The 21,770-nt window shown below is 63.6% G+C and carries 20 protein-coding genes; 17 read left to right on the top strand and 3 right to left on the bottom strand.

Annotation, left to right across the window (positions count from 1 at the left end; genetic code table 11):
* Positions 1-8: 8 nt before the first annotated feature.
* Complete coding sequence (locus tag T5B8_RS00780; protein ID WP_353175363.1) at positions 9-584, top strand: HNH endonuclease; 576 nt, start codon at positions 9-11, stop codon at positions 582-584.
* On the opposite strand, the gene T5B8_RS00775 is transcribed toward T5B8_RS00780, so the two are convergent.
* The gene (locus T5B8_RS00775; RefSeq protein WP_353175362.1) at positions 581-1,339 is read right to left on the bottom strand and encodes a DUF4197 domain-containing protein; all 759 of its coding nucleotides are present in this window, start codon (positions 1,337-1,339) and stop codon (positions 581-583) included. The genes T5B8_RS00780 and T5B8_RS00775 overlap by 4 nt on opposite strands.
* 54 nt (positions 1,340-1,393) lie before the next feature.
* Between T5B8_RS00775 and mobA the strand changes: the two genes are divergently transcribed.
* From mobA to T5B8_RS00745, 6 genes are all read left to right on the top strand, one after another.
* Complete coding sequence (gene mobA / locus T5B8_RS00770; RefSeq protein WP_353175361.1) at positions 1,394-2,050, top strand: molybdenum cofactor guanylyltransferase MobA; 657 nt, start codon at positions 1,394-1,396, stop codon at positions 2,048-2,050.
* Complete coding sequence (gene moeA, locus T5B8_RS00765) at positions 2,037-3,326, top strand: molybdopterin molybdotransferase MoeA (protein WP_353175359.1); 1,290 nt, start codon at positions 2,037-2,039, stop codon at positions 3,324-3,326. Before mobA ends, moeA begins: the two co-directional genes overlap by 14 nt.
* Before the next feature lie 143 nt (positions 3,327-3,469).
* The gene (locus tag T5B8_RS00760) at positions 3,470-4,822 is read left to right on the top strand and encodes an L-lactate MFS transporter (RefSeq protein WP_353175357.1); all 1,353 of its coding nucleotides are present in this window, start codon (positions 3,470-3,472) and stop codon (positions 4,820-4,822) included.
* A gap of 55 nt (positions 4,823-4,877) precedes the next feature.
* The gene (locus tag T5B8_RS00755) at positions 4,878-5,012 is read left to right on the top strand and encodes an MFS transporter small subunit (protein WP_353175356.1); all 135 of its coding nucleotides are present in this window, start codon (positions 4,878-4,880) and stop codon (positions 5,010-5,012) included.
* A 140-nt stretch (positions 5,013-5,152) separates the two neighbouring features.
* Positions 5,153-8,149 (top strand): formate dehydrogenase subunit alpha, encoded by a 2,997-nt coding sequence (fdhF, locus tag T5B8_RS00750; RefSeq protein ID WP_353175354.1) that lies wholly within the window; start codon positions 5,153-5,155, stop codon positions 8,147-8,149.
* Positions 8,150-8,195: 46 nt separating this feature from the next.
* Positions 8,196-8,702: a helical membrane plugin domain-containing protein gene (locus T5B8_RS00745; protein WP_353175352.1), complete on the top strand. Its 507-nt coding sequence runs from the start codon at positions 8,196-8,198 to the stop codon at positions 8,700-8,702.
* 9 nt (positions 8,703-8,711) lie between these two features.
* Here the strand turns inward: T5B8_RS00745 and T5B8_RS00740 are convergent, their stop codons facing one another.
* Entirely contained in the window at positions 8,712-9,668 is a 957-nt protein-coding gene (locus T5B8_RS00740) for an AEC family transporter (protein WP_353175679.1), read from the bottom strand.
* 161 nt (positions 9,669-9,829) lie between these two features.
* Here T5B8_RS00740 and fdhD point away from each other — a divergent pair, with 161 nt between their 5' ends.
* The 6 genes from fdhD to T5B8_RS00710 all read left to right on the top strand — a co-directional run bounded on the left by fdhD (position 9,830) and on the right by T5B8_RS00710 (position 16,024).
* Entirely contained in the window at positions 9,830-10,678 is an 849-nt protein-coding gene (fdhD, locus tag T5B8_RS00735) for a formate dehydrogenase accessory sulfurtransferase FdhD (RefSeq protein ID WP_353175350.1), read from the top strand.
* A gap of 140 nt (positions 10,679-10,818) precedes the next feature.
* The gene (locus tag T5B8_RS00730; RefSeq protein WP_353175348.1) at positions 10,819-11,919 is read left to right on the top strand and encodes a TAXI family TRAP transporter solute-binding subunit; all 1,101 of its coding nucleotides are present in this window, start codon (positions 10,819-10,821) and stop codon (positions 11,917-11,919) included.
* Positions 11,920-11,933: 14 nt separating this feature from the next.
* Complete coding sequence (locus T5B8_RS00725) at positions 11,934-12,455, top strand: DUF1850 domain-containing protein (protein ID WP_353175346.1); 522 nt, start codon at positions 11,934-11,936, stop codon at positions 12,453-12,455.
* On the top strand, positions 12,452-14,632 hold the full coding sequence (locus tag T5B8_RS00720) for a TRAP transporter permease (protein WP_353175344.1): 2,181 nt from the start codon (positions 12,452-12,454) through the stop codon (positions 14,630-14,632). The genes T5B8_RS00725 and T5B8_RS00720 overlap by 4 nt, the downstream gene beginning before the upstream one ends.
* Positions 14,633-14,725: 93 nt before the next feature.
* A complete protein-coding gene (locus T5B8_RS00715) occupies positions 14,726-14,926 on the top strand; it encodes a hypothetical protein (RefSeq protein ID WP_293626642.1) in 201 nt (66 codons plus the stop codon).
* Positions 14,927-15,130: 204 nt separating this feature from the next.
* Positions 15,131-16,024 carry a metal-dependent hydrolase gene (locus T5B8_RS00710; protein ID WP_353175342.1) on the top strand — a complete coding sequence of 298 codons (894 nt, stop codon included), beginning with the start codon at positions 15,131-15,133 and terminating at the stop codon, positions 16,022-16,024.
* Positions 16,025-16,056: 32 nt separating this feature from the next.
* Here T5B8_RS00710 and T5B8_RS00705 read toward each other — a convergent pair whose 3' ends face one another.
* Positions 16,057-17,001 (bottom strand): DMT family transporter, encoded by a 945-nt coding sequence (locus tag T5B8_RS00705; protein WP_353175341.1) that lies wholly within the window; start codon positions 16,999-17,001, stop codon positions 16,057-16,059.
* A gap of 99 nt (positions 17,002-17,100) precedes the next feature.
* On the opposite strand from T5B8_RS00705, the gene T5B8_RS00700 reads away from it, so the two are divergent.
* From T5B8_RS00700 to T5B8_RS00685, 4 genes are all read left to right on the top strand, one after another.
* Positions 17,101-18,036 carry a LysR substrate-binding domain-containing protein gene (locus T5B8_RS00700; protein ID WP_353175339.1) on the top strand — a complete coding sequence of 312 codons (936 nt, stop codon included), beginning with the start codon at positions 17,101-17,103 and terminating at the stop codon, positions 18,034-18,036.
* Positions 18,037-18,174: 138 nt separating this feature from the next.
* A complete protein-coding gene (gene upp, locus T5B8_RS00695; protein ID WP_353175337.1) occupies positions 18,175-18,807 on the top strand; it encodes a uracil phosphoribosyltransferase in 633 nt (210 codons plus the stop codon).
* 61 nt (positions 18,808-18,868) lie between these two features.
* Entirely contained in the window at positions 18,869-20,134 is a 1,266-nt protein-coding gene (locus T5B8_RS00690) for a uracil-xanthine permease family protein (RefSeq protein WP_353175335.1), read from the top strand.
* A 61-nt stretch (positions 20,135-20,195) separates the two neighbouring features.
* A complete protein-coding gene (locus tag T5B8_RS00685; RefSeq protein WP_353175334.1) occupies positions 20,196-21,686 on the top strand; it encodes a flavin-containing monooxygenase in 1,491 nt (496 codons plus the stop codon).
* Positions 21,687-21,770: the final 84 nt, after the last annotated feature.

Raw genomic sequence — 21,770 nt, 5'->3', positions numbered from 1 at the left:
GAGGCGTCGTGGCAATAACGATCCCACGCATACTGAAACTGGATGCCGGCGGTCTGCCCGTGGAATGGGTCGACTGGCGCGAAGCGGTCAGCCTGTACTTTACCGACAAGATCGCCTGGGAGGCGGGCAGCGAAAAGATTCGCCTGCGCGGCGGTCGTTCGCGCTCGACCGGCCTGCGCAGCCAGATCGAGATCGATTCCATCATCGCGGTGCGCGATCGTTCCCATCGTTTTGCCCGTAATCTGGTGCCGGCATTGACGCGGCGCGAATTGTTCCACCGCGATGGTGGCCTGTGTCTGTACTGCGGTACCCGCTTGAGCTTTTCGCAGATGCAGATCGAGCACGTCGTGCCCCGTTCCAAGGGTGGCGAACATGCCTGGACCAATGTCGTGTCCACCTGCGAGGGCTGTAATCGGTTCAAGGACGATCGCACCCCGGAGCAGGCGGGCATGACCCTGCTGGCGTTGCCCTATGAACCCAATCTCGCCGAATGGCTGATTCTGGCCAATCGCCGCATTCTCGCCGATCAGCAGGCGTTTCTCGAACGTCTTGCTCCCAAGCGCAGCGCCCGTTTCGACGGCTAGTTCGAAGCGCTCGAGAAGACTTTCCGGGCGATCGCGCTGCCGGCAGCGGCCGGATTGGCGCGAATCTTTTGCTCCTGTTGGCCGATCACCGCGAACAGCCCGTCCAGGGCCTGTTGGGTGACGTAGTCGTTGACGTCGAGGTTCATGCCCGGCACGAACGCCAGCATGGGTTTGGCTTTCGAGGTCAGCGCCTCGTAGCGCGATACCGCCTGCGACTGTGCGGTGGTATTCGCGATGATGGGTTCGAACTTCGCCGCCAGGTCGTCGCCCGCCTGGGCACGCAGATAGTCGGTGGCCGCGGTGTCCGGGCCCTGCAGGATGTCGTAGGCATCGCGCACGCTCATGTTGTTGATGGTTTCGCGCACGATCGGCCCGGCCTCGGCGGTGGCCTGTTCGGCGGCCCGGTTCATGGCCAGCTGAAAACTGTCCAGCTGATCGCCAAAACCGGCGCCGCGCAGGGCCGAGGAGGCCTGGCCCATCCAGCCGGGCAGCGGGATACGCCGGGCGGCATTGCCCCAGAAACCGTCGGTCTGGCCAAGCTGGGTGACCGCGGCCGAAGCACCATCGGCCAGTGCGGCGCGCAGACCGGTGACCACCTCGCTTTCGGGCAGCTGGCGAGCGCTGGCGTTCGGGCTGGTGCCGTCGAGGCCGCCCACGAACTGCTTGAAGCGATCGCCTAGGCTCTGGGCGCTGGCGGTCGTGGCGGCCGCGGCCAGCGCGCCGCTGGCAATGAAGCTGATGAGTCTGCGTCGCATGGGCGAATAGGTCCTTGATCGAATGCCGCAACGATCATACCCGCCCGTTTGTCGGTGCAACTGAACGCCGCGTTGTCAGGCGTGCTCGCGCCGCCCAGAATCGCCACGATGGATATCGATCGCAGTCAGATTACCGTGGCCATTCTGGCCGGCGGAGCGGGGCGCCGGCTCGGCGGTCAGGACAAGGGCTGGTATGAACTCGACGGCCGGCCGTTGATCGCGCACACGCTGGCACGTGTTCAGGATCAGGCCGCGCATGTGCTGATCAGCGCCAATCGGTCGCTCGATCGCTATCGCGCATTGGGTTTTGCCGTAATCACGGACGCCATCCCCGGCCATGCCGGGCCGTTGATGGGCCTGGCGAGTCTGCTGCGCGCCGTGCGTACGCCCTATCTGCTGGTCGTGCCCGTGGATACGCCCGCGCTGCCCCGCGACCTTGGCGCGCGACTGGCCGCGGCGATGACGCCGGCCATCGATCTCGCCCGTGCCCGGGCGGGTGGGCGCAGCCAGCCGTTGCATGCCTTGATGCATCGGCGTGTGCGGGCCAGCCTCGATACCGCGCTGGCCGAAGACATCGCACGGGTGATCGACTGGCAGGCGCGGCTGGCTGTGTGCGACGAGGATTGGCCGCAGGCCTCGGCCTTTGCCAATATCAATGCCCCGCGCGATCTGCAGACGTGGCGCGACGGAATGTTTCATGAGCGCGAGTGAGTCGATGCCGCAATCCTTTCAACAGTCGGATTTTCGCCCGAGCCCGGACAACAAGCCGATACCGCTCGATGTGGCGCGGGCACGCATCGTCGAGGCGATCACGCCGATCGACGAGCTCGAGCGCGTGCCGTTGCATGCCGGCTTGCAGCGGGTGCTCGGGACAGCGGTGGTATCCGACATCAACGTGCCGGGCGCCGATAATTCGTCGATGGATGGCTACGGCTATGCGGCGGGCGATCTGGGCGCCGATGGCGATACGCTCGAAATCGTCGGCGAAAGCCTGGCCGGCCATCCGTATGGCGGCGAACTCGCTGCGGGCCAGTGTGTACGCATCATGACCGGGGCGGTGGTGCCGGATGGCGTGGACACCGTGGTCATGCAGGAAAACACCCGCGTCGAGGGCGATCGCCTGGTGGTCGAACAACGCCCGAAGCCGGGCAGCAATATCCGCGCGGCGGGCGAGGACATCGCCACCGGCGCCACGGTGCTGGCGGCCGGTTGTTATCTGCGCGCGGCCGATATTGCCGTGCTGGCCTCGGTGGGCGTACACGAAATCGATGTGGTGCGCCGCCCGCGGGTGGCGTTTTTCTCCACCGGCGATGAATTGCGCCCGATCGACGGGCCGATCCAGCCGGGCGAGATCTACGACAGCAACCGCCACGGCCTCGCCGCGCTGTTGGCCGAACTGGGGATGGACGGCGTGGACCTGGGCGTGGTGGGCGATTCGCCGGAGGCCCTGCGGGCCGCCTTCGACAAGGCGCGCGGCTGTGATGCCGTGGTGACCAGCGGCGGCGTATCGGTCGGTGCGGCGGATTTCGTGGTGGACGTGCTCGGCGAACAGGGCACGGTCGATTTCTGGCGGGTGGCGATCAAGCCGGGCAAGCCGCTGGCTTTCGGTACGCTGGGCGATGCCCGCTTTTTCGGCTTGCCGGGTAATCCGGTATCCACGGCCGTGACCTTCGTGCAACTGGTACGCCCCGCGCTGGTGCGTATGGCCGGCGGGCATCCGGCTGTGCCCATTCGTCTGGATCTGCCGACCCTGGCCGATTTGCGCAAAAGTCCGGGACGCGAGAATTTCCTGCGCGCGCGTCTGGTCACCACCGACGATGGTCGGTTGGCCGTCGACCCGATCGACCACCAGGGCTCGGGCGTGATGCGCTCGATGAGCGCGGCCGATTGTTTCATCGTCCTGCCGGCCGCGCAGCACGATGTGCCGGCCGGCGAGATGGTTACCGTCGAGCCGTTCGCCCAGACTATCTGGGGCCATCCCGAATAAAACGCACCGACGGGCGGTCGTGCTGGCCCGCCACGGCATGCCCCGACTTTGGTCGCAGACCGGTTTGCATACGCCATACAGCTGTTAGGGTTCGAGCCAGTATCTCGTGCGGCGCGCTTGCCGTGTTTGTCGAGGGGGGAGATATGGCCGGTTTTTTCGATAAGTCCCGTACCGTGGCCAAGCCGGGGTTCAACCGCTGGATGGTGCCGCCCGCGGCGTTGTGTATTCACCTGTGTATCGGCCAGGTGTATGCGTTTTCGGTATTCAAGATTCCGTTGACGCGGGTGGTCGGGGTTACGGAATCGGCGCCGGCCGACTGGTCGCAGTCGACGCTGGCCTGGATATTCTCGCTGGCCATTGCCGCTCTTGGCCTGGCGGCAGCGTTTGGTGGCCAGTGGCTGGAACGCGTGGGTCCGCGCAAGGCGATGACGCTGGCAGCGGCCTGTTTCGGCGGCGGTTTCATCGTCTCGGCCTTCGGTGTGTGGTGGCACCAGATCTGGCTGGTCTATCTGGGCTATGGCGTGATCGGCGGTATCGGCCTGGGCATCGGCTATATCTCGCCGGTCTCCACGCTGATCAAATGGTTTCCGGATCGCCCGGGGCTGGCCACCGGCATGGCGATCATGGGCTTTGGTGGCGGCGCGATGATCGGCTCGCCGCTGGCGACTTCATTGATGGCGTTCTTCTCCGGGCCGGATACGGTCGGTGTGGGCTCGACCTTCGTGGCGATGGGCGTCATCTATTTTCTGTTCATGATGATCGGCGCGCTGATCGTGCGGATTCCGGCCAGCGACTGGCAGCCGGCCGGCTTTGATCCCGATGAGGATGGCAAGCAGGACAAGATGATCACGCGCAACCATGTGCACGTGAACCAGGCGATGAAGACGCCGCAGTTCTATTTCATCTGGATGGTGCTGTTTCTCAACGTGACTGCCGGCATCGCCCTGCTTGAGCAGGCCTCGCCGATGGCCCAGGAAATGGTGGGCACGAGTGCGGCGGCCGCGGCCGGTTTCGTGGGTGTGCTGTCGATCTTCAACATGGCCGGGCGTTTCTTCTGGGCCTCCACCTCGGATTACATCGGCCGCAAGATGACGTACGTGATCTTTTTCGTGCTGGGCATGCTGCTCTACGCAGCGGTGCCCAGTGTCGCCGCCGGCGGCAATATCGTGCTGTTCGTACTGGCTTGCTGTGTGATCGTGTCAATGTATGGCGGTGGTTTTGCGACCGTACCTGCCTATTTGCGCGATATCTTCGGCACCATGCATGTCGGCGCCATTCACGGACGGCTGCTCACGGCGTGGGCGGCGGCCGGCGTGGTGGGGCCGGTGCTGCTCAATCAGCTGCGTGAAGGGCGCATCGAGGCGGGCGTGGCCCCGGCGGATGCGTATACCACCACGCTCTACATCATGGTCGCGCTGCTGGCACTGGGCCTGGTCTGCAATCTGCTCGTGCGCCCGGTCGACCCCAAGCATCACCACGACGGCGCGCCCGAATAACGCGCAGCTACGTGAATCGACGGATTTGATTCGCTGCATAATGCAGGAGACAATGATGGACAGCAAAGCCACGCCTGTTGCGACGACGCCGACATGGCAGATTGCCGCCCTTTGGGCCCTGGTTACGATTCCCGCCCTCTGGGGCTTTTGCGAAACCCTGGTGAAGGCGCTAAGGCTGTTTACCAGCTAAGCACGCGTCCGCGCGCGGCATTCCGGCCGTTGTCGTCAACCCGTCGCGTCCTGCACGGCGGGTTTTTTTATTAAGTTAGCTTGCGCGCAACATGATCGTGCGTAACTGTAATGCACGAGGGTCGACCCAGGAGATTATGCATGGATGACGTTGCCGAACAGATCGAGATCACCGTAGACGGGCGTACGGTCTGGGCGCGCCCTGGCCAGCTGCTGCCCGAAGCGCTGGAAGGCACCGGCATCTATCTGCCGCATGTCTGCTATCACCCGAGCCTGGGGCCGCTGCAGACCTGCGATACCTGTTTCGTGGAGATCGACGGCAATCTGGTGCGCGGCTGCAGCGTAGCGGTCAAGCCCGGCCTGGACGTGACGATCGAAAGCGATACCGCCCACGCTGCCCGCCACGAGGGCATCGACCGGATCGCCTCGAATCACGATCTGTACTGCTCGGTGTGCGACAACAACAACGGCAACTGTGAAGTGCACAACACTGTGCGCGATATGGAAGTGCCCGGCCAGCACTACGAATTTCGCGGCAAGCCCTACGAAAAGGACTATTCCAACCCCTTTTATATCTACGATCCGGATCAGTGCATCCTGTGCGGGCGTTGTGTCGAGGCCTGCCAGAACCTGCAGGTCAACGAAACGCTGTCGATCGACTGGAGTCGCGAACGTCCGCGCGTGATCTGGGACGATGATATCCCGATCGAGGATTCCTCCTGTGTCTCCTGTGGCCACTGCGTGACGGTTTGCCCCTGCAATGCGCTGATGGAAAAGACCATGCTTGGCAACGTCGGGCCCATGACCGCGCTTTCGCCCCAGGCGCGTGGGCGTTATCAGAAGCTTGGTCGCTCGGCGATCGATCTGGTCAAGGCCGCCGAGCACACCACCGGCTTCGGGCCGATCTTTGCCGTGTCGGAAGTCGATGCGGCGATGCGCGAAACCGAGCTCAAGCGCACCAAGACCGTCTGCACCTACTGCGGCGTGGGCTGCTCGTTCGAGATGTGGACCCGCGGGCGCGAACTGCTGAAGGTGCAGCCGCAGCCCGAAGCGCCGGCCAACGGTATTTCCACCTGTATCAAGGGCAAGTTCGGCTGGGGCCATATCAACAGCGAACACCGCCTGACCAAGCCGCTCATTCGCGAAAACGGTGCCTTTCGTGAAGCCGAATGGGAAGAGGCGTACGCGCTGATCGCGCGTCGCTTCAACGAAATCCGCGAAGCCAACGGGCCGGACGCGCTGGCCTATATCGCCTCCTCGAAATGCACCAACGAGGAAGGCTATCTGATGCAGAAGTTCGCCCGTGCGGTGATGGGCACGAACAATATCGACAACTGCTCGCGCTATTGTCAGGCGCCGGCCACGGAAAGCCTGTGGCGGACCGTCGGCTACGGCGCGGATACCGGTTCGATCGCCGATCTGGCGGCTTCCGAGCTGTTGATCATCGTCGGCTCGAACACGGCGGAAAGCCATCCCGTGATCGCCACCCGGCTCAAGCGGGCCAAGAAGCTGCAAGGCCAGAAGCATATCGTCGCCGATCTGCGTAAGAACGAAATGGCGCAGCGCGCCGATCTGTTCGTCAAGCCCGAGCCGGGCACGGACATGATCTGGCTGAACGCGATCGCCAAGCGCATCGTGGAAATGGGCCGGGCCGATACCGACTTCATCGAAAATCATGTCGAGGAATACGAGGACTACGTTAAAAGCCTCGAGCCGTTCACCATGGAGTTCGCCCGCGAGCGCTGCGGCCTGAGCCAGGACGAGCTCGATCGGATTCTCGACATGGTGCTCGAAGCCAAGACCATCTGCGGCATCTGGGCCATGGGCGTGACCCAGCACACCATGGGCGCGGATACCGCCACCGCGCTATGCAACCTGCTGCTGCTGACCGGCAACTTCGGCAAGTTCGCCACTGGCGGCTACCCGATGCGCGGGCATAACAACGTGCAGGGCGCGAGCGATTTCGGTTGCATGCCCGGGCGTTTTCCCGGCTACGACTTCGTCACCGACGATACCGTGCGTGCCCGCTATGAACAGGCCTGGGGCGTGGAGCTGACCACCCGCAAAGGCCTGAACAACCATGAAATGGTCACCCACATGCACGACGGTGATCTGAAATCGCTGTATGTGGTCGGCGAGGATATGGGCATCGTGGATTCTGATGCCCTGCACGTGCAGTCTGCCTTCGAAAAGCTCGAGTTCATGGTCGTACAAGATATGTTCTTCTCGCGTACCTGCGAGTTCGCCGACGTGGTGCTGCCCGCCAGCCCATCGGTCGAGAAAGAGGGCACCTTCGTCAATACCGAACGCCGTATCCAGCGCCTGTATCAGGTGTTCGAACCGCTGGGCGATTCCAAACCGGACTGGCTGATCCATACCGAACTGGCCCGGGCGCTCGGCGCGGACTGGAACTATTCGCATCCCAGCGAGATCATGCACGAGGCGGCCTCCATCGCCGACATGTTCGCCGGCGTGCATTACGATCGGCTGGAAGGCTTCAATTCGCAGCAGTGGCCGGTTGCCGCCGACGGCACCAGCGAGGCCAATCTGTACTCGAACGGGCAGTTCCATTTCGACAACGGCCTGGCGCGTTTTCACCCCGTGCACTGGAACGAGCCGACCGACCAGCCCGACGACGAGTACGATCTGCACCTGAACAACGGTCGTCTGCTCGAACACTTCCACGAAGGCAATCTCACCGACGAAACCGCCGGCATCGTGTTCAAGATCGAGCGCAGTTTTGTCGAGGTCTCGCCGGAACTGGCGGCCGAGCGCGGTATCAAGCCCGGCAGCATCGTACGGCTGGTCTCGCGGCGCGGTGCGATCAAGGTGAGCGTGGAAGTCACCGACCGCGTGTCCGGCAAGCAGATGTACATGCCCATGCACGGCAAGAAAAACATCGAGGCCATCAACGTGCTCACCAGCTTCGAGTCGGACAAGGACACCGACACGCCGGCCTACAAGGAGCTGGCGGTGAAGATGGAAATACTCAGCGTCGATGGCCATCCGCCGCTCAAGGCGAACAACCAGCGTAATGCCACGCCCAACCCGGTGTCGGGCGTGCAGGTCAATGCCAAGTGGAAACGCGACGACTACAAGCGCCCGCCGAAGGCGCGCCCGGCCGACAGCGGGCTGTAGTCACGCAGGTTTTCGTTTTCGGATAACGATTTTTCAGGATTTCGCCATGGCAGAACAGATTCATTACCGACCCGCCGAGGCCAAGCAGTACCGCCAGGACACGTTGGCCGAATTCGAACGCCTGGAAGGTCGGCTGGCCGAGATCAACGGCCTGCTCGACGAGCTCTACGATTCCGGGCTGATTCGCTGGCTCAAGGATTTCGCCGGCGCGTTTCCGCAGATCTCACATATCGCCGTGGAAAGCATGAATACGCCCCAGGGCCATGCCGGCATGCGCAATCTGCTGGTGGTTGCCCAACAGCTGGGCAAGATCGACCCGGATCAGCTCGAGCGGACTTTCGCCTCCATCAACGCTGGCATGACCGAGGCCGCCAAGCCGGCCCGCGACGACACGCCCTACAACCCGCCGGGCGTGACCGGCGTGTTCAAGTTGCTGCACGACAAGGAACTCTGGGCGACGCTGTCGCCGTTGATCGCCGGCGCCAAGGCCTATGGTCAGGCGCGTCGCCAGGCTGGCGACGAACAACCCGACAAGCGTGACGACGCCGAGTAGCGGGGTGCGCTAGGCGGTCGCGATCACGCCCAGGGCGCTGAGCACGAACACCCCGACCGTGATCGTGGCGCTGGCTGCCAGCGTGGTGACGGCCACGATATTGGCCGCCAGGCGGGCATTGCCGCCCATGGCCTGCACCATGATGAAGCTGGCCGCCGCGGTCGGTGCGCTGAAATAGAGAAACAGCAGTCCGAGCTGGCGCCCGTCGAAACCGCACAGCCAGCCCACGAATGTGGCCAGCCCCGGAAATACCGTCATCTTGACTGCGGCCGCCGAAAACGCGATGCCGCGGGCTTGGTAGAGGGCACCCAGTGACAGCGTGCCGCCGATACAGATCAGCGCCAGCGGCAGGGTCAGGCCAGCGAAATACTCGCCCGAGGTCATTATCCATTCGGGAATCGGCAGGCCGACGGCGGCCACGGGAATGGCCACCAGCGTACCGATGATCAACGGATTGGTGATGATGCCGCGGCTGATGCTGCGCCAGTCGGCTTTCTGATCTGGCTGATACCAGGCCAGAATGACCACCGACAGCACGTTGTAGAGCAGGATCACCAGGCCGACCAGCAAACCGCCCGCCGACAGGCCGAAGTCGCCGTACATGCTTGCGGCCAGCGCCAGGCCCACGATGCCGCAATTGCCGCGAAATGCCCCCTGAACGTAGACGCCGCGCTCGATTTTCTCGACCCGCCAGATCGCCCATAGCCAGGTCAGCGCGAAACAGGCCAGCGTCGCGGCAGTGAAATACAGCATCAGCCCGGGCAGCAATGCCTGCGACAGATCCGCTTTGACGATGCTGATGAATACCAGCGTGGGCATGCTGCCCTTGAACACCAGCGTCGACGCCGTGTTGATGAAGGCATCGTCGATCCAGCCCGCGCGTTTGAGCCCGATGCCCAGAAACACCATCGAGAACACCGGCAGGGTGACATTGAGCGTCTGAACGAATACAGCGAAAAGATCCATGACCAGCGTGCGCACGGCGAAAGAGGGAAACGGTTGCATGCGCTGTGCCGGGCCCTCGGGATCGGGACACGACGGGCTGCGCGCGTGCAGAATACACAGATTCGCCGCGGTTCGCGGCATCGCGTCTGCCCAAGGCGCGAACGATCGGTTACCGTGGGCCGATGAGTGTCGAACCGGTCGATTCCGACCTGCCCAACGAAGCCGGGCCCGCGCGCCAGGCTGTGCGTATCCAGGCGTATTCGCGTGACGGATTCATCGTGCGCGACGACACCCTGGCGGTCGAACGCGCGCTGGAGATTCATGTCGCCGGTGCCGAGCCGTTGATCACCATGCGTACGCCCGGCGCGGACATCGAGCTCACCGCCGGACTCATGCACGGCGAAGGCGTGATCCGCTCGCGCGAGGACATCGTCTACCTACGCGCGGCCCCCGGCGAGGCCGATGTCATCCGGCTCATGCTCAAGCCCGAAGCCCGGGCGCGCCTCGATCGCGTCGAACGCAATACGCTGGCCACCAGCGCCTGTGGCGTGTGTGGCAAACCCAGTTTTTCGCCGCCCACACCGTCCGAGACACGGGCCGATGCATCCGCGCCGGCCCGGATCGCGCCCGAGCTGTTATTGGCGCTGCCGGATCGGCTGCGTGCCGCACAGGGCGTATTCGAATCCACCGGCGGTATCCACGCGGCGGGTTTGTTCGATGCCTGGGGCGAACTCCTGTCGATCCGAGAGGATGTCGGCCGCCATAACGCGCTCGACAAGCTCATCGGGGCCGCGCTGCTGGCCGATCGGCTGCCGTTATCGAATGGCATCGTCATGCTCTCGGGGCGCGCCAGCTATGAGTTGTTGCAGAAAAGCATCATGGCCGGCGTGGCCGTGGTCTGCGCAGTCTCCGCACCGAGCAGCTATGCGGTGGCGCTGGCCGAGCAGTTCGGCGTCACCCTGGTGGGGTTTCTGCGCGGTGATCGGTTCAATGTCTACACGCGCGCCGAGCGGATCGCGGGCGCCGACTAGCCGCTCGTACAGCGGACCGGATCGGGCGATGCCACCATGGCCTAATTGTCGGGCCGCGGCGGGTCTGCTATTTCTGGCGTTTTGGGGCGGCGCCCGTGCGTCGGCCCCGGCACGACGATTTCGAAAAAAGGGGAATGAACATGGCCACGAAAAGCGGTCTATGGGTAGCGGGCCTGGCCTGCGTGAGTCTGTTGCTGGCCGCCTGCGGTAACGGCGACGAAACCGGCCAGACCGATGCCAACAGCTCGGCGGATACGCAGTCGACCGAGTCGGTGAGCCTGATCTTCGGTACCGGCGGCACGTCGGGCAGCTATTATCCGATCGGCGGCGCGCTCAAGCGCGTGTTCGAGGACAGCGATCTGGTCGACCAGGTGCAGGTGGTATCCACCGGCGCGTCGGTACAGAACATCAACAATATCGAGGACGGCACCAACCAGCTCGCGATCGTGATGAGCGACGTGGCCTATGACGCCATCAATGGCCAGGGCCAGTTCGAGGGCCGCGAAGCCGATATCAAGACGATCGCCGGGCTGTATCCGAACGTGGTGCAGGTGGTGGCTACGGCCAATAGCGGCATCGAAAGCGTGGCCGATATGAAAGGCAAGCGTATCGGCGTGGGCAAGGTCGGCTCCGGCGTTGAGCAGAGCGCGCAGAAGGTGCTGGAAGCTGCCGGCATGAGCTATGACGACCTCGCGCGCGTGAGCCATACCGGCTATGCCGACAGCGTGACCGAAATGAGCAACGGTAATCTGGATGCCGCCTTCTTCACCTCCGGCGTGCCCAATTCCAGCATCACCGGGCTGATGCAGAACACGGACGTGAATTTCGTCAATGTTGACGGCGAAACCGCGGCCAATCTGCTCGACAAATACCCCTACTACGAAAAATACGAAATCCCGGCCGGCGCACCGGAACGCTACGATCTCGACAATGCGGTCAATACGGTCGCCATCCGCAATCTGCTGATCGTGCCGGCGTCGATGTCGGACGAGGTCAGCCGCGACCTGGCCAAGCGCTTCTACGACTATCTGGGCACCGACAAGGTGTCGGTGGGCGCGCTCAAGCAGTTCGATCGTTCGCGTATGGGCCGCGATGTCGTCGTGCCCCTGGCCGCCGGCGCACAGTCGTTCTACGACAGTCTGGGCGATGACGCCGCGAGCGACGCCAGCGACAGCGAACAAACGGGCGAGGGTTCGGCTTCGGATTCGAGCCAGGACCAAACCCAGGCGAGCGACAGCTAGCCTGAAACCAGGCGATGCGGCATCTGCGCGCCGGCGCCTACGGCGTCTGCGCGGTATTTGTTCTTGTGCTTGTCGGTCTGGCCTGCTGGCCAAGGACTTGGCTTACCGTCCGTGATGCCGACGGGCTGCGTTATGCGTTTGTCGTCGCACAGGACAACCGCTTCTCGCTAGCCTGGATGCACTCGGTCGAAAAAGAGAACTGGGTCGAGACCTTTCGTATCGTCAATCAATCGATCGTGCTGGTTTCGACCCGGTTCAAGACCTTTGGTGCCGGCGTGCCCGATCAGGCCGGCCAAACCACGCGTCTGGCCAACGGTTGGGTGGTCATCGAAGCAATCGATCGGGTGGTCGACCCGCTGGCCGTGCAGGCAGCCGCGGCCGAGCATTATCGGATGCGCTACGGTGACCGCTGGTTCGCCCTTTCACGGGCCCACGACGCGCCGATTCTGACGTTCGCGGTACGCCGGGCGACGGTCATCGGTATGTGGGATGGCATCGTCGGTGCCTGGCGCGCCACGAAGACAGGAAGACCATGAATCAAGCCCAGCAAGCGCCCGCCGCAGAGCCGGCCGTGGCCGATCCGGAAACACTGGAAAAATACGACCGCGAAAGCCGCGTACGGCATGCCTTGCCCAAACGGGTGATGCAGTTCGTGATCGCGCTGAGCGTGCTGCTGGCGCTGTTTCATCTGTATACCTCGTTTTCCGGGCCGCTGGTCGACGTGGTCCAACGCAGTATTCATCTGTATGTGCTGCTCGGGCTGACCTTCGTGCTCTACCCCTGGGCGATGCGCGGTGCGCGCGATCGCGTGGCCTTTGGGGATGTGATTCTGGCCGTGGCCGCCTTCGCGATTGGCGTTTACATGGTGGTCTCGGCCGACCGGGTGATCGCCTCGGCCGGGCGGATCAATACGCTGGACATGATCGTGGGCCTGGCCGCGCTGGCTCTGGTCATCGACGCTGCGCGACGGGTGACTGGCTGGGGCCTGCCGGGGCTGGCGATCGTGTTTCTTGCCTACGGCTTCTACGCCAAGCTGTCGTTCTATCCGCAGCTGACCGAATCCATCGTGCTGGCGAGTACGCGCCAGATCGTGTCGCATCTGGTCTATATCACCGAAGGCTTGCTGGGCACCGCAATCGCGGTGTCGGCCAGCTATATCATTCTGTTCATTCTCTTTGGCGCGTTTCTGGTCAAGTCCGGGCTGGGGCGGCTGTTCAACGATCTAGCCCTGGCCCTGGCCGGGCCCAGTCGCGGCGGGCCGGCCAAGGTGGCGGTGATCGCCAGCGGTTTTCTCGGCTCGATCAACGGTTCGGCCATCGCCAATGTGGTGACCACCGGGGCGTTCACCATTCCCTTAATGAAGCGCACCGGCTATCGCGCCAACTTCGCCGGGGCGGTGGAAGCCGCGGCCAGCGTGGGCGGCCAGATTCTGCCGCCGATCATGGGTGCGGCGGCCTTCATCATGGCCGAGGTGCTGTCAGTGCCCTACACCCAGGTCATGCTGGCCGGCATCATCCCGGCGCTGCTGTTCTATCTGGGCATTCTGTTTCAGGTGCACCTGCGGGCGCTGCGCAACGGCCTGGAAGGTATTCCGCGTTCCGAGCTCACGCCGCTGAAAAGCGTGCTACTCGAGCGCGGCCATCTGCTGCTGCCCATGGTCGTGCTGCTGTGGCTGATCTTCGACGGGCGTGCGCCGTTCTTTGCGGCGTTCTGGTCGATCGCGGCCACGGTGCTGATCTGCGGCACGCGCAATCTGGTGCTGGGTCTGGCGGCGGTGCTGGTCGCCCTCGTATTCGAACCGCAGATCTGGGCGCTGATCGAATCCCGGCCATTGCCCGGCCTGCCGGCCTCCCGGTTATGGCTGTTCGCGATCATCGCGGTACCGATGGCCATCAATGCCATTCGCAGCCGGCTGGGGCTGGAATCGGAGGTCATGGACCTGGCCGATTGTCGCGATGCTATGACGGAGGGCGTACGCAACTCGATTCCGGTGGCGATCGCCTGTGCGGCGGTGGGCATCGTCGTGGGCGTGGCGACGCTTACCGGCATCGCGCTGGATGCCGCGGATGCAGTGGTCAACCTCGGCCAGGCCATTCCCTCGGAGATGTTGCGTTTGCTGGTCACGCTGGCGCTGACGATGGGCGCATCGATCGTGCTCGGCATGGGCCTACCCAGTATTCCCTGCTACATCATCACCTCGACCATGGCCGCGCCGATCCTGCTCAACCTGCCCCTGTTTCGGGAGCTGGCGGGGTCGAACGACACGGCCGTGTTCGTGGCCCATATGTTCGTGTTCTATTTCGGCATATTCGCCAATCTCACCCCGCCGGTCGCGCTCGCGGCCTATGCCGGCGCCGGTATTTCCGGCGGCTCGCCCAACGCCACCGGGGTTCAGGCCATGAAGCTGGCGATTGCGGGCTTCGTGGTGCCCTATATGTTCGTGTTCGCCCACAGCATGCTCATGATCGACGCCACCTGGCTGAATGTGGCCACGGTCGCGATCACCGGGGTGGTCGGCGTGGGCCTGCTCGCCGTTGCGGTGGAAGGCTACCTGCGTCGGCCGCTGGGCGCGCCCTGGCGGCTGCTCGCGCTGTTCGGCGCGCTGGCGTTGATCTATCCGGGCTGGATCAGCGACGCGATCGGCGCGCTGATTGCCGTGGCGTTATTCATGTTGGGTGCGACGGGCCAGGCCGAGCGACAGCCGGCGCGTTGAACCTGCGGGTACGAATCCGCAAACAACCTGATTCGGTAACCGCGATAGCCTGTTACGCTCGCGCCGAGACACTTGAATGACAGTAAGCAGACTATGACCAAGAACCTGACCGACTGGGAAACCCTGGAACGCGACGAAACCCGCGGTTTCGAAACCATCGGCATCGAAAAGGAAGGCGGCTGGGAAATCGAAGTGCGCTTCGACGACGAGACCGAATCCCGGACCACCGACCGCACGCCCAAGACCCGCGAGGAAGCGATCGAAACCGGGCGCGAACTGGCCAAGATGGGCTAGTCAGGGGCAGCCCGAATGGCCCGCGCTCGAGCGTGTAAAACACGCCCGAGCGCGGGCTTTTTTGTGGGCGCAATCAATGGCGGTCGTATGCGTTGGCTGCTGGTTATCGCATCTACGTGATATTGCGGATTTGACTTGATATGCGAAACGGAGGATTTTCTTAAAAGCCGCTGCCCAAGGCAGCTGACCCCTAACGGAGGCGATATGGCCACACCCGCAGAACACATCAAGCACACCGACGACGGCAAGTCGGACGTCATCCCCGAGCGTCGGGATCTGCATTTTCTGCCGCCGGAAGACCGTATCAACGACTGGCACAAACTCGGGCCCCATGTGACCCAGTTCATGAATGCGTTGAGCCTGTTCTTTCCGGCCGGCGAGCGCATGTTCATCGATGCGGTTCGTGACTATCGCGACGAGATCCCCGATCCCGATCTCAAGAAGGCGGCGACCGCCTTCATCGGCCAGGAAGCCATCCATAGCCGCGAGCACAAGGAATACAACGAGCTCATGACGCGCCACGGCCTGCCGGCCGCGCAGCTGGATGCCTTCGTCTGGTCGTTTCTGGATTTCATCAAGAAACGTACGCCGCGCTCGTTTCCGCTATCGGCCACGATCGCACTCGAGCACTTCACCGCGCTCATGGGTAACTCGATTCTGGATTTTCCGGAGACGATGGAAGGCTCGCAAGAAGACTACAAACGCATGTGGCAATGGCATGCGCTGGAAGAAATCGAGCACAAATCGGTCGCCTTCGATGTCTACGATCGCTGTATCGGCCGTGGGCCGATCGCCTATGCCGAACGCGCCACCGGCATGCTCGTGGCCACCGCCATCTTCTGGCCCCTGGTGGCGTATTTCTATTACCGCATGAGTCAGGCCAGCGCCGAATGCCGCAAGGTAGGCTGGCGTGGGCATCTGAAGGTGCTCAATACGCTGTTCGGTACCGCGCCCGGTGTACTACGCCGCCAGCTGCCGGAATGGGCGGCGTACTTCCGCTACGGCTTCCATCCCTGGCAGCAGAACAACAGCCATCATCTCCAGCTCATCGACGAGCTGGTGGAAAAGACGGACGCGGCCTACGCCACCAAGCACTAGGATCGAGCCGGGCGGCGGACAAGGCATAGGCCTTATCCCCGCCCGGGCGCGCTGACGATGATCACGCCGCTAATGATGGCGATACCGCCGAGCACGAAGTTCCAGGTCAGCGCCTCGCCCAGCAGCAGGGCCCCGAAGATCACGCCGAATACGGGCGACAAGAACGAAAACACGCCCAGCCGGGACGCCAGATATCGGCGCAGCAGCGCGAACCACAGCAACAGCACGCCGAAGGCGATCCCGAACGTCTGAAAGCTCATGCTCAAAAGCACCGGCGCGGTGACCCGGATGTCGCCGATATGGCCGAGTGCGGCGGCCAGGATCAGCAGCGACACCCCGGCGATCGTGAGCTGGTAGGACAAGGTCAGCGTCGGGCGTTGTTCGGACAGGGCCGTGGTACGAATGACCACCGTCGTCGCGGCCCAGCCCATGCCGGCCATGGTGCCCAGGATATCGCCCACGATCAGCGAGCCCACGGCCGGGCCGCCGCCCGCCGTGCCGCTCGGCGCCATGGCCAGCACGATACCGGCAAAGGCGATCGCGATGCCGATCCAGTGGCGCAGGCCCAGCTGCTCGCCGGGTACGAGAAAATGCAGGCCGAGGGCCGCGAATACCGGTGCGGTATAGAGAAACACCGACATATGCGAAGCGGTGGTGTATTCCAGCCCGAGTGCCACGAAGCAGAATTCGGCGGTAAAGCCGATGCCCACGGCCACGCCCGGCCAGAACACCGCCCGGGCATCGGCCAGCCGTACGCCGCGCGCATAGGCCACGCCAATGACGAGGATCGCGGCCAGCATCGAGCGGATCGCGATCTGCGCGATGGGGGCGATATCCGCGGCGACCCATTTGATGGCTACCTGCTGCAGCCCCAGCGCCAGACAGAACACGAGCATGAGCAGACTGCCCTGCATATCCAGCGCGCGGCGGCTGGCCGGAGCGAACGCCTGGGTCATTTTTTCTGCATGTGTATTCATGCCGTGATCGCGGGTAAATGGCGCGCATAGGAAAGCACCGGCCGGTGGTGCGCGCAAACCATTAAACTGCAGGCCCAGGCTCAGGAAAACTCAATCGCCATGATCGACCGCCTGCCGCTGAATTCGTTGCGCGCGTTCGTGTGTGCTGCACGCCATGAAAGCTTCAAGGCGGCCGCTTTGGATCTGCATGTCACGCCCGGCGCGATCAGCCGCCACGTCAAGCAGCTCGAGGCCAGGCTTGGCACCGAGCTGTTCGAGCGTCATGCCCAGGGCGTACGCCTGACCCAGGGCGGCGCGCGCCTGGCCGAAGAATGCGGCGCAGCGTTCGCGCAGCTGTCACGCAGCGTTCAGGCCGCGTCACGTGCGAATGTCGGCAGTACGCAATTAACCGTGAGCGCATCACCCTCGCTCATCCAGCACTGGCTACTGCCGCGCCTGGCCGATTTCGAATCCCGCTATCCCGACGTCGGCCTGGCGCTGGAGGCCAGCGCCCAGCTGGTCGAGCCCGGCTGGCACGAGGACCGGGCGCAGTTGGCCATTCGTTACGGGCAGGGGCCGTGGTCGGGGGTGCGTAGTACGCGCTTGATGAATGAAACCCTGTTCCCGGTGTGTGCGCCGTCGCTGCTGGAAAACGGCCCGCAGCTCGAAACGCCTGCGGATCTGGCCGGCCATACCCTGTTGCATGTGAAATGGCTGTCGAACCAGGCGGAACTGTTTCCGGGCTGGCGCGAATGGCTGGAGGCTGCGGGTGCGCCCGGCATCGAACTCGATATGCATCGGCGTTATTCGCTGTTCGGGCTGGCGCTGGATCAGGCCATCGCCGGGCATGGCGTGGCGCTGGCGACCAGCGTACTGGCAGCCGACCGGCTGGCCAGCGGCGTACTCGTGGCGCCCTTTGGCAGCCGCTATGTGATGGCATCGCCGTTTACCTATGAGCTGCTATTGCCGGGCGCGGGCGAAGTGCCGGCCGCCGCACGCGCCTTTGCCGACTGGCTGACCGATCAGGCCGCGCGTTTTCGCAGCAGTACGCCATAGCACGAATCTTGCAGCGTCGAATGGACGCCGTATGTACGGTAATCGGTTGCACCGAGGGGCGTCGGGGTTTCCGATCAGGCACCGGATCAGGTCTAATGCGCGCGTTCGCCCGCGAATCGCCGATAAAGGAAGTTGCTCATGGACGAGAACGTGACCGTCATCGATCATCCGCTCATCGCACACAAGCTCACGCTGATGCGACGCAAGAACTCGTCCACGCAGAAATTTCGCAGCCTGTTGCGCGAGGTCGCGCATCTGCTGACCTACGAGATCACCCGCGATCTGGAAATGACCACCGAGCGCATCGAAACGCCCATGCAGGAGATGGATGCGCCGACCCTGGCCGGCAAGAAGCTGTGCTTCGTGTCGATTCTGCGTGCCGGCAACGGCCTGCTGGAAGGCATGGTCGAGCTCATGCCCTCGGCGCGCGTCGGCCATATCGGCATGTTTCGCGACCCGGACTCGCTCGAAGCGGTCGAGTACTACTGCAAGGTGCCCCAGGATATCGGCGAGCGCCGCGTGATCGTGGTCGACCCGATGCTGGCGACCGGCAATTCGGCGATCGCCTCGATCACGCATCTGAAAAAGCAGGGCGCGAAGAACATGAAGTTCCTGTGTCTGCTGGCGGCACCCGAAGGCGTGGCCGCGCTGCGTGAAGCCCATCCCGATGTGCCGATCTTCACGGCCGCCATCGATGAGCGGCTCGACGATCACGGCTATATCCGCCCCGGTCTGGGCGATGCCGGCGATCGGATGTACGGCACCAAATAACACGTCGACCCCGTGCGCGGGCGCCCGACGGCGCTCGCGTCAATGCGTAAGAGGGCAGAGGATGGCGAACGAGCCACAACAGCACGCCACGGCGGACAGCGTTTATCGGCTGCGTGCCCGCGATGGTCTGCTGGGCGCACAGATGCTGTTCGTGGCCTTTGGCTCGCTCGTGCTGGTGCCGCTGCTCACCGGGCTGGACCCGAATGTGGCGCTATTTACGGCCGGGCTCGGCACGCTGGTGTTCCAGATCGTCACCCGCGGACGCGTGCCGGTGTTTCTGGCCTCGTCCTTCGCCTTCATCGCGCCGATCATCTACGGCGTCGAAACCTGGGGTATACCCGGCACGCTCTGCGGGCTGATGGCCGCCGGCGGCGTCTATATGCTGTTGTCGCTGTTCATTCGGCTGCGCGGCGTCGGCGTGATCACCCGACTGCTGCCAACCATTGTCACCGGGCCGGTGATCATGGTCATCGGGCTCGTGCTCGCGCCGGTGGCGGTCAATCTGGCCATGGGCCTGGATGGCAACGGCAACACCCAGCTGGTCGAGCCCGCCGCGGCGATGACCGTTTCTTTCGTGGCACTGGCGGTCACCGTGGCCGTATCGCTGTTCGCCCGTGGCTTTCTGTCGCTGGTGCCGATTCTGTGTGGTGTGGCGGCTGGCTATGTGCTGAGCATGACGTTCGGCATGGTGGATTTCGCCCCGATCGCGGCTGCCCCCTGGTTTGCGGTGCCGAATTTCGTGGCCCCGGAATGGAACTGGCAGGCGGTCCTGTTCATGGTGCCGGTCGCCATCGCGCCGGCGATCGAACACTTTGGCGATATCGTGGCCATTCGCTCGGTCACCGGGCGCGACTACCTGAAAGATCCGGGCATTGATCGCACCATGCTCGGCGACGGTCTGGCCACCTCGCTGGCGGCCGTCCTCGGTGGTCCGCCCAATACCACCTATTCGGAAGTCACCGGCGCGGTCACCCTGACCCGTGCCTACAATCCGGCGCTGATGACCTGGGCGGCAGGGTTTGCGATCGTGTTCGCCTTCGTCGGCAAGCTCGGCGCGTTGCTGGCGAGCATTCCCACGCCGGTGATGGGCGGCATTATCGTGCTGCTGTTCGGCGCGATTATTGTCGTGGGCATGAACAGCCTGGCCAAGACCGAAGAAGATCTCGCCGAGCCGCGCAATCTGGCCATCATAGGCATCATTCTGGTGACCGGCGTAGGCGGGCTGCGTTTTTCGGCTGGCGAGTTCTCGCTCGAAGGCATCGCCCTGGCAGGCGTGCTGGGTGTGCTGCTCAATCTGCTTTTGCCCTGGGGACCGACGCGGCGCTGATATTGACATCGATGGATGTCACGTTATCTACTGCGGTGTCGATTTGGCACGGATACCGCTCATGCCGCAGGTTGAAAAACACGCCCGTCCCGCGATCCACCACGATGTGATCGTCATCGGTGCCGGCTTTTCCGGCATCAACGCCGGTATTCGGCTCAAACAGCAGGGCATTACGGATTTCGCGATTCTCGAGCGCGCGGACGACGTGGGCGGCACCTGGCGCGACAACACCTATCCGGGCTGTGCCTGCGATGTGCCCTCGCATCTGTATTCCTATTCCTTCGAACAGAACCCGGACTGGTCAACGACCTATTCCGGCTCGGCCGAGATCCAGGCCTATATCCAGCGCTGTGCTGAGAAATACGGCCTGCATGATCACCTGCAATTCGGTGTGGGCATCGCGGCGGCCGAGTTCGACGATGCGCGGGGCATCTGGCATCTGACGGCGGAGGACGGCGCGTGCTACACCGCGCGCGCGGTGGTCTGTGCGGTCGGCGGTCTGGTCGAGCCTGCGACGCCGAATTTCGCCGGTATGGATGATTTCAAAGGCGAAATCATGCATACCGCCCGCTGGAATCACGATATTTCGCTGGCCGGCAAGAAGGTCGCGGTCATCGGCACCGGCGCCAGCGCGATTCAGGTGATTCCGGCGATTGCACCCGAGGTGGCACAGCTGAGCGTGATTCAGCGTAGCGCGCCCTATGTGCTGCCCAAGCTCGACAAGGCGCTGCCGGCGTTGATGAAAGCCACCTTCCGGCGCGTGCCATTCGCACAGACCGCGTTTCGGCGGGCGATTCTGGCGATCACGGAAGGGCTGGTCGGCCCGGCGGTGATTCTGAATTCGCCGCTGGCCACGGGTATGAAAAAGCTCGCACTGTGGAATATGCGCTCGACGGTCAAGGATGCGGCGTTGCGCGAAAAACTCACGCCGGACTATGAAATCGGCTGCAAGCGCGTGCTGTTTGCCAGCAACTATTATCCGGCGCTCACGCGCGACAACGTGACGGTCGAAACCGCCGGTATCGAGCGTTTTACCGAAAACGGCCTGCGCCTGAGCGACGGTCGCGAGATCGAGGCCGATGTAATCGTCACCGCCACCGGTTTCAAGATCAATATCGCCAGCCCGCCGTTTCCCGTGATTGGCGAAAACGGCGTGCCGTTGGCCGATATCTGGGACGGGCCCGGCGGCAAGGCCTACAAGGGCGTAGCCACGGCCGGCGTGCCGAACTGGTTTTTCATGCTCGGGCCGAATACCGGGCCGGGGCATACCTCGGTGCTCATCTATACCGAGGCCCAGGCGCGCTACATCACCCAGGCGATCGCAAAGCTGCTCGACGACGAACTGACCGCGATCGCGGTCAAACCCGACATCATGCAGCGCTATCACGAAAAGCTGCAGAACCGGATGCGCTATACCTCGTGGACCTCGGGCTGCCAGAGCTGGTATCTGGACGAGCACGGCGAAAACCATACGCTGTTTCCGGGGCTGGCCACGGAATACGCGCTGTCGATGCGTCGTTTCAAGCTCGGCGAATACGAGGTCGTGCGCTAGAGCCTGCGACCGATCTGTCTATCTTATTCGCGTTTCTTAGCGTTCATTTGCGGACCCTATGCCTGCCCGATTGCAGTCGACTGG

The sequence above is a fragment of the Salinisphaera sp. T5B8 genome (assembly GCF_040361255.1).
Lineage (GTDB): Bacteria > Pseudomonadota > Gammaproteobacteria > Nevskiales > Salinisphaeraceae > Salinisphaera.
Note: the sequence above shows the minus strand (reverse complement) of the source record. Positions and strands in the feature narration are given on the sequence as shown.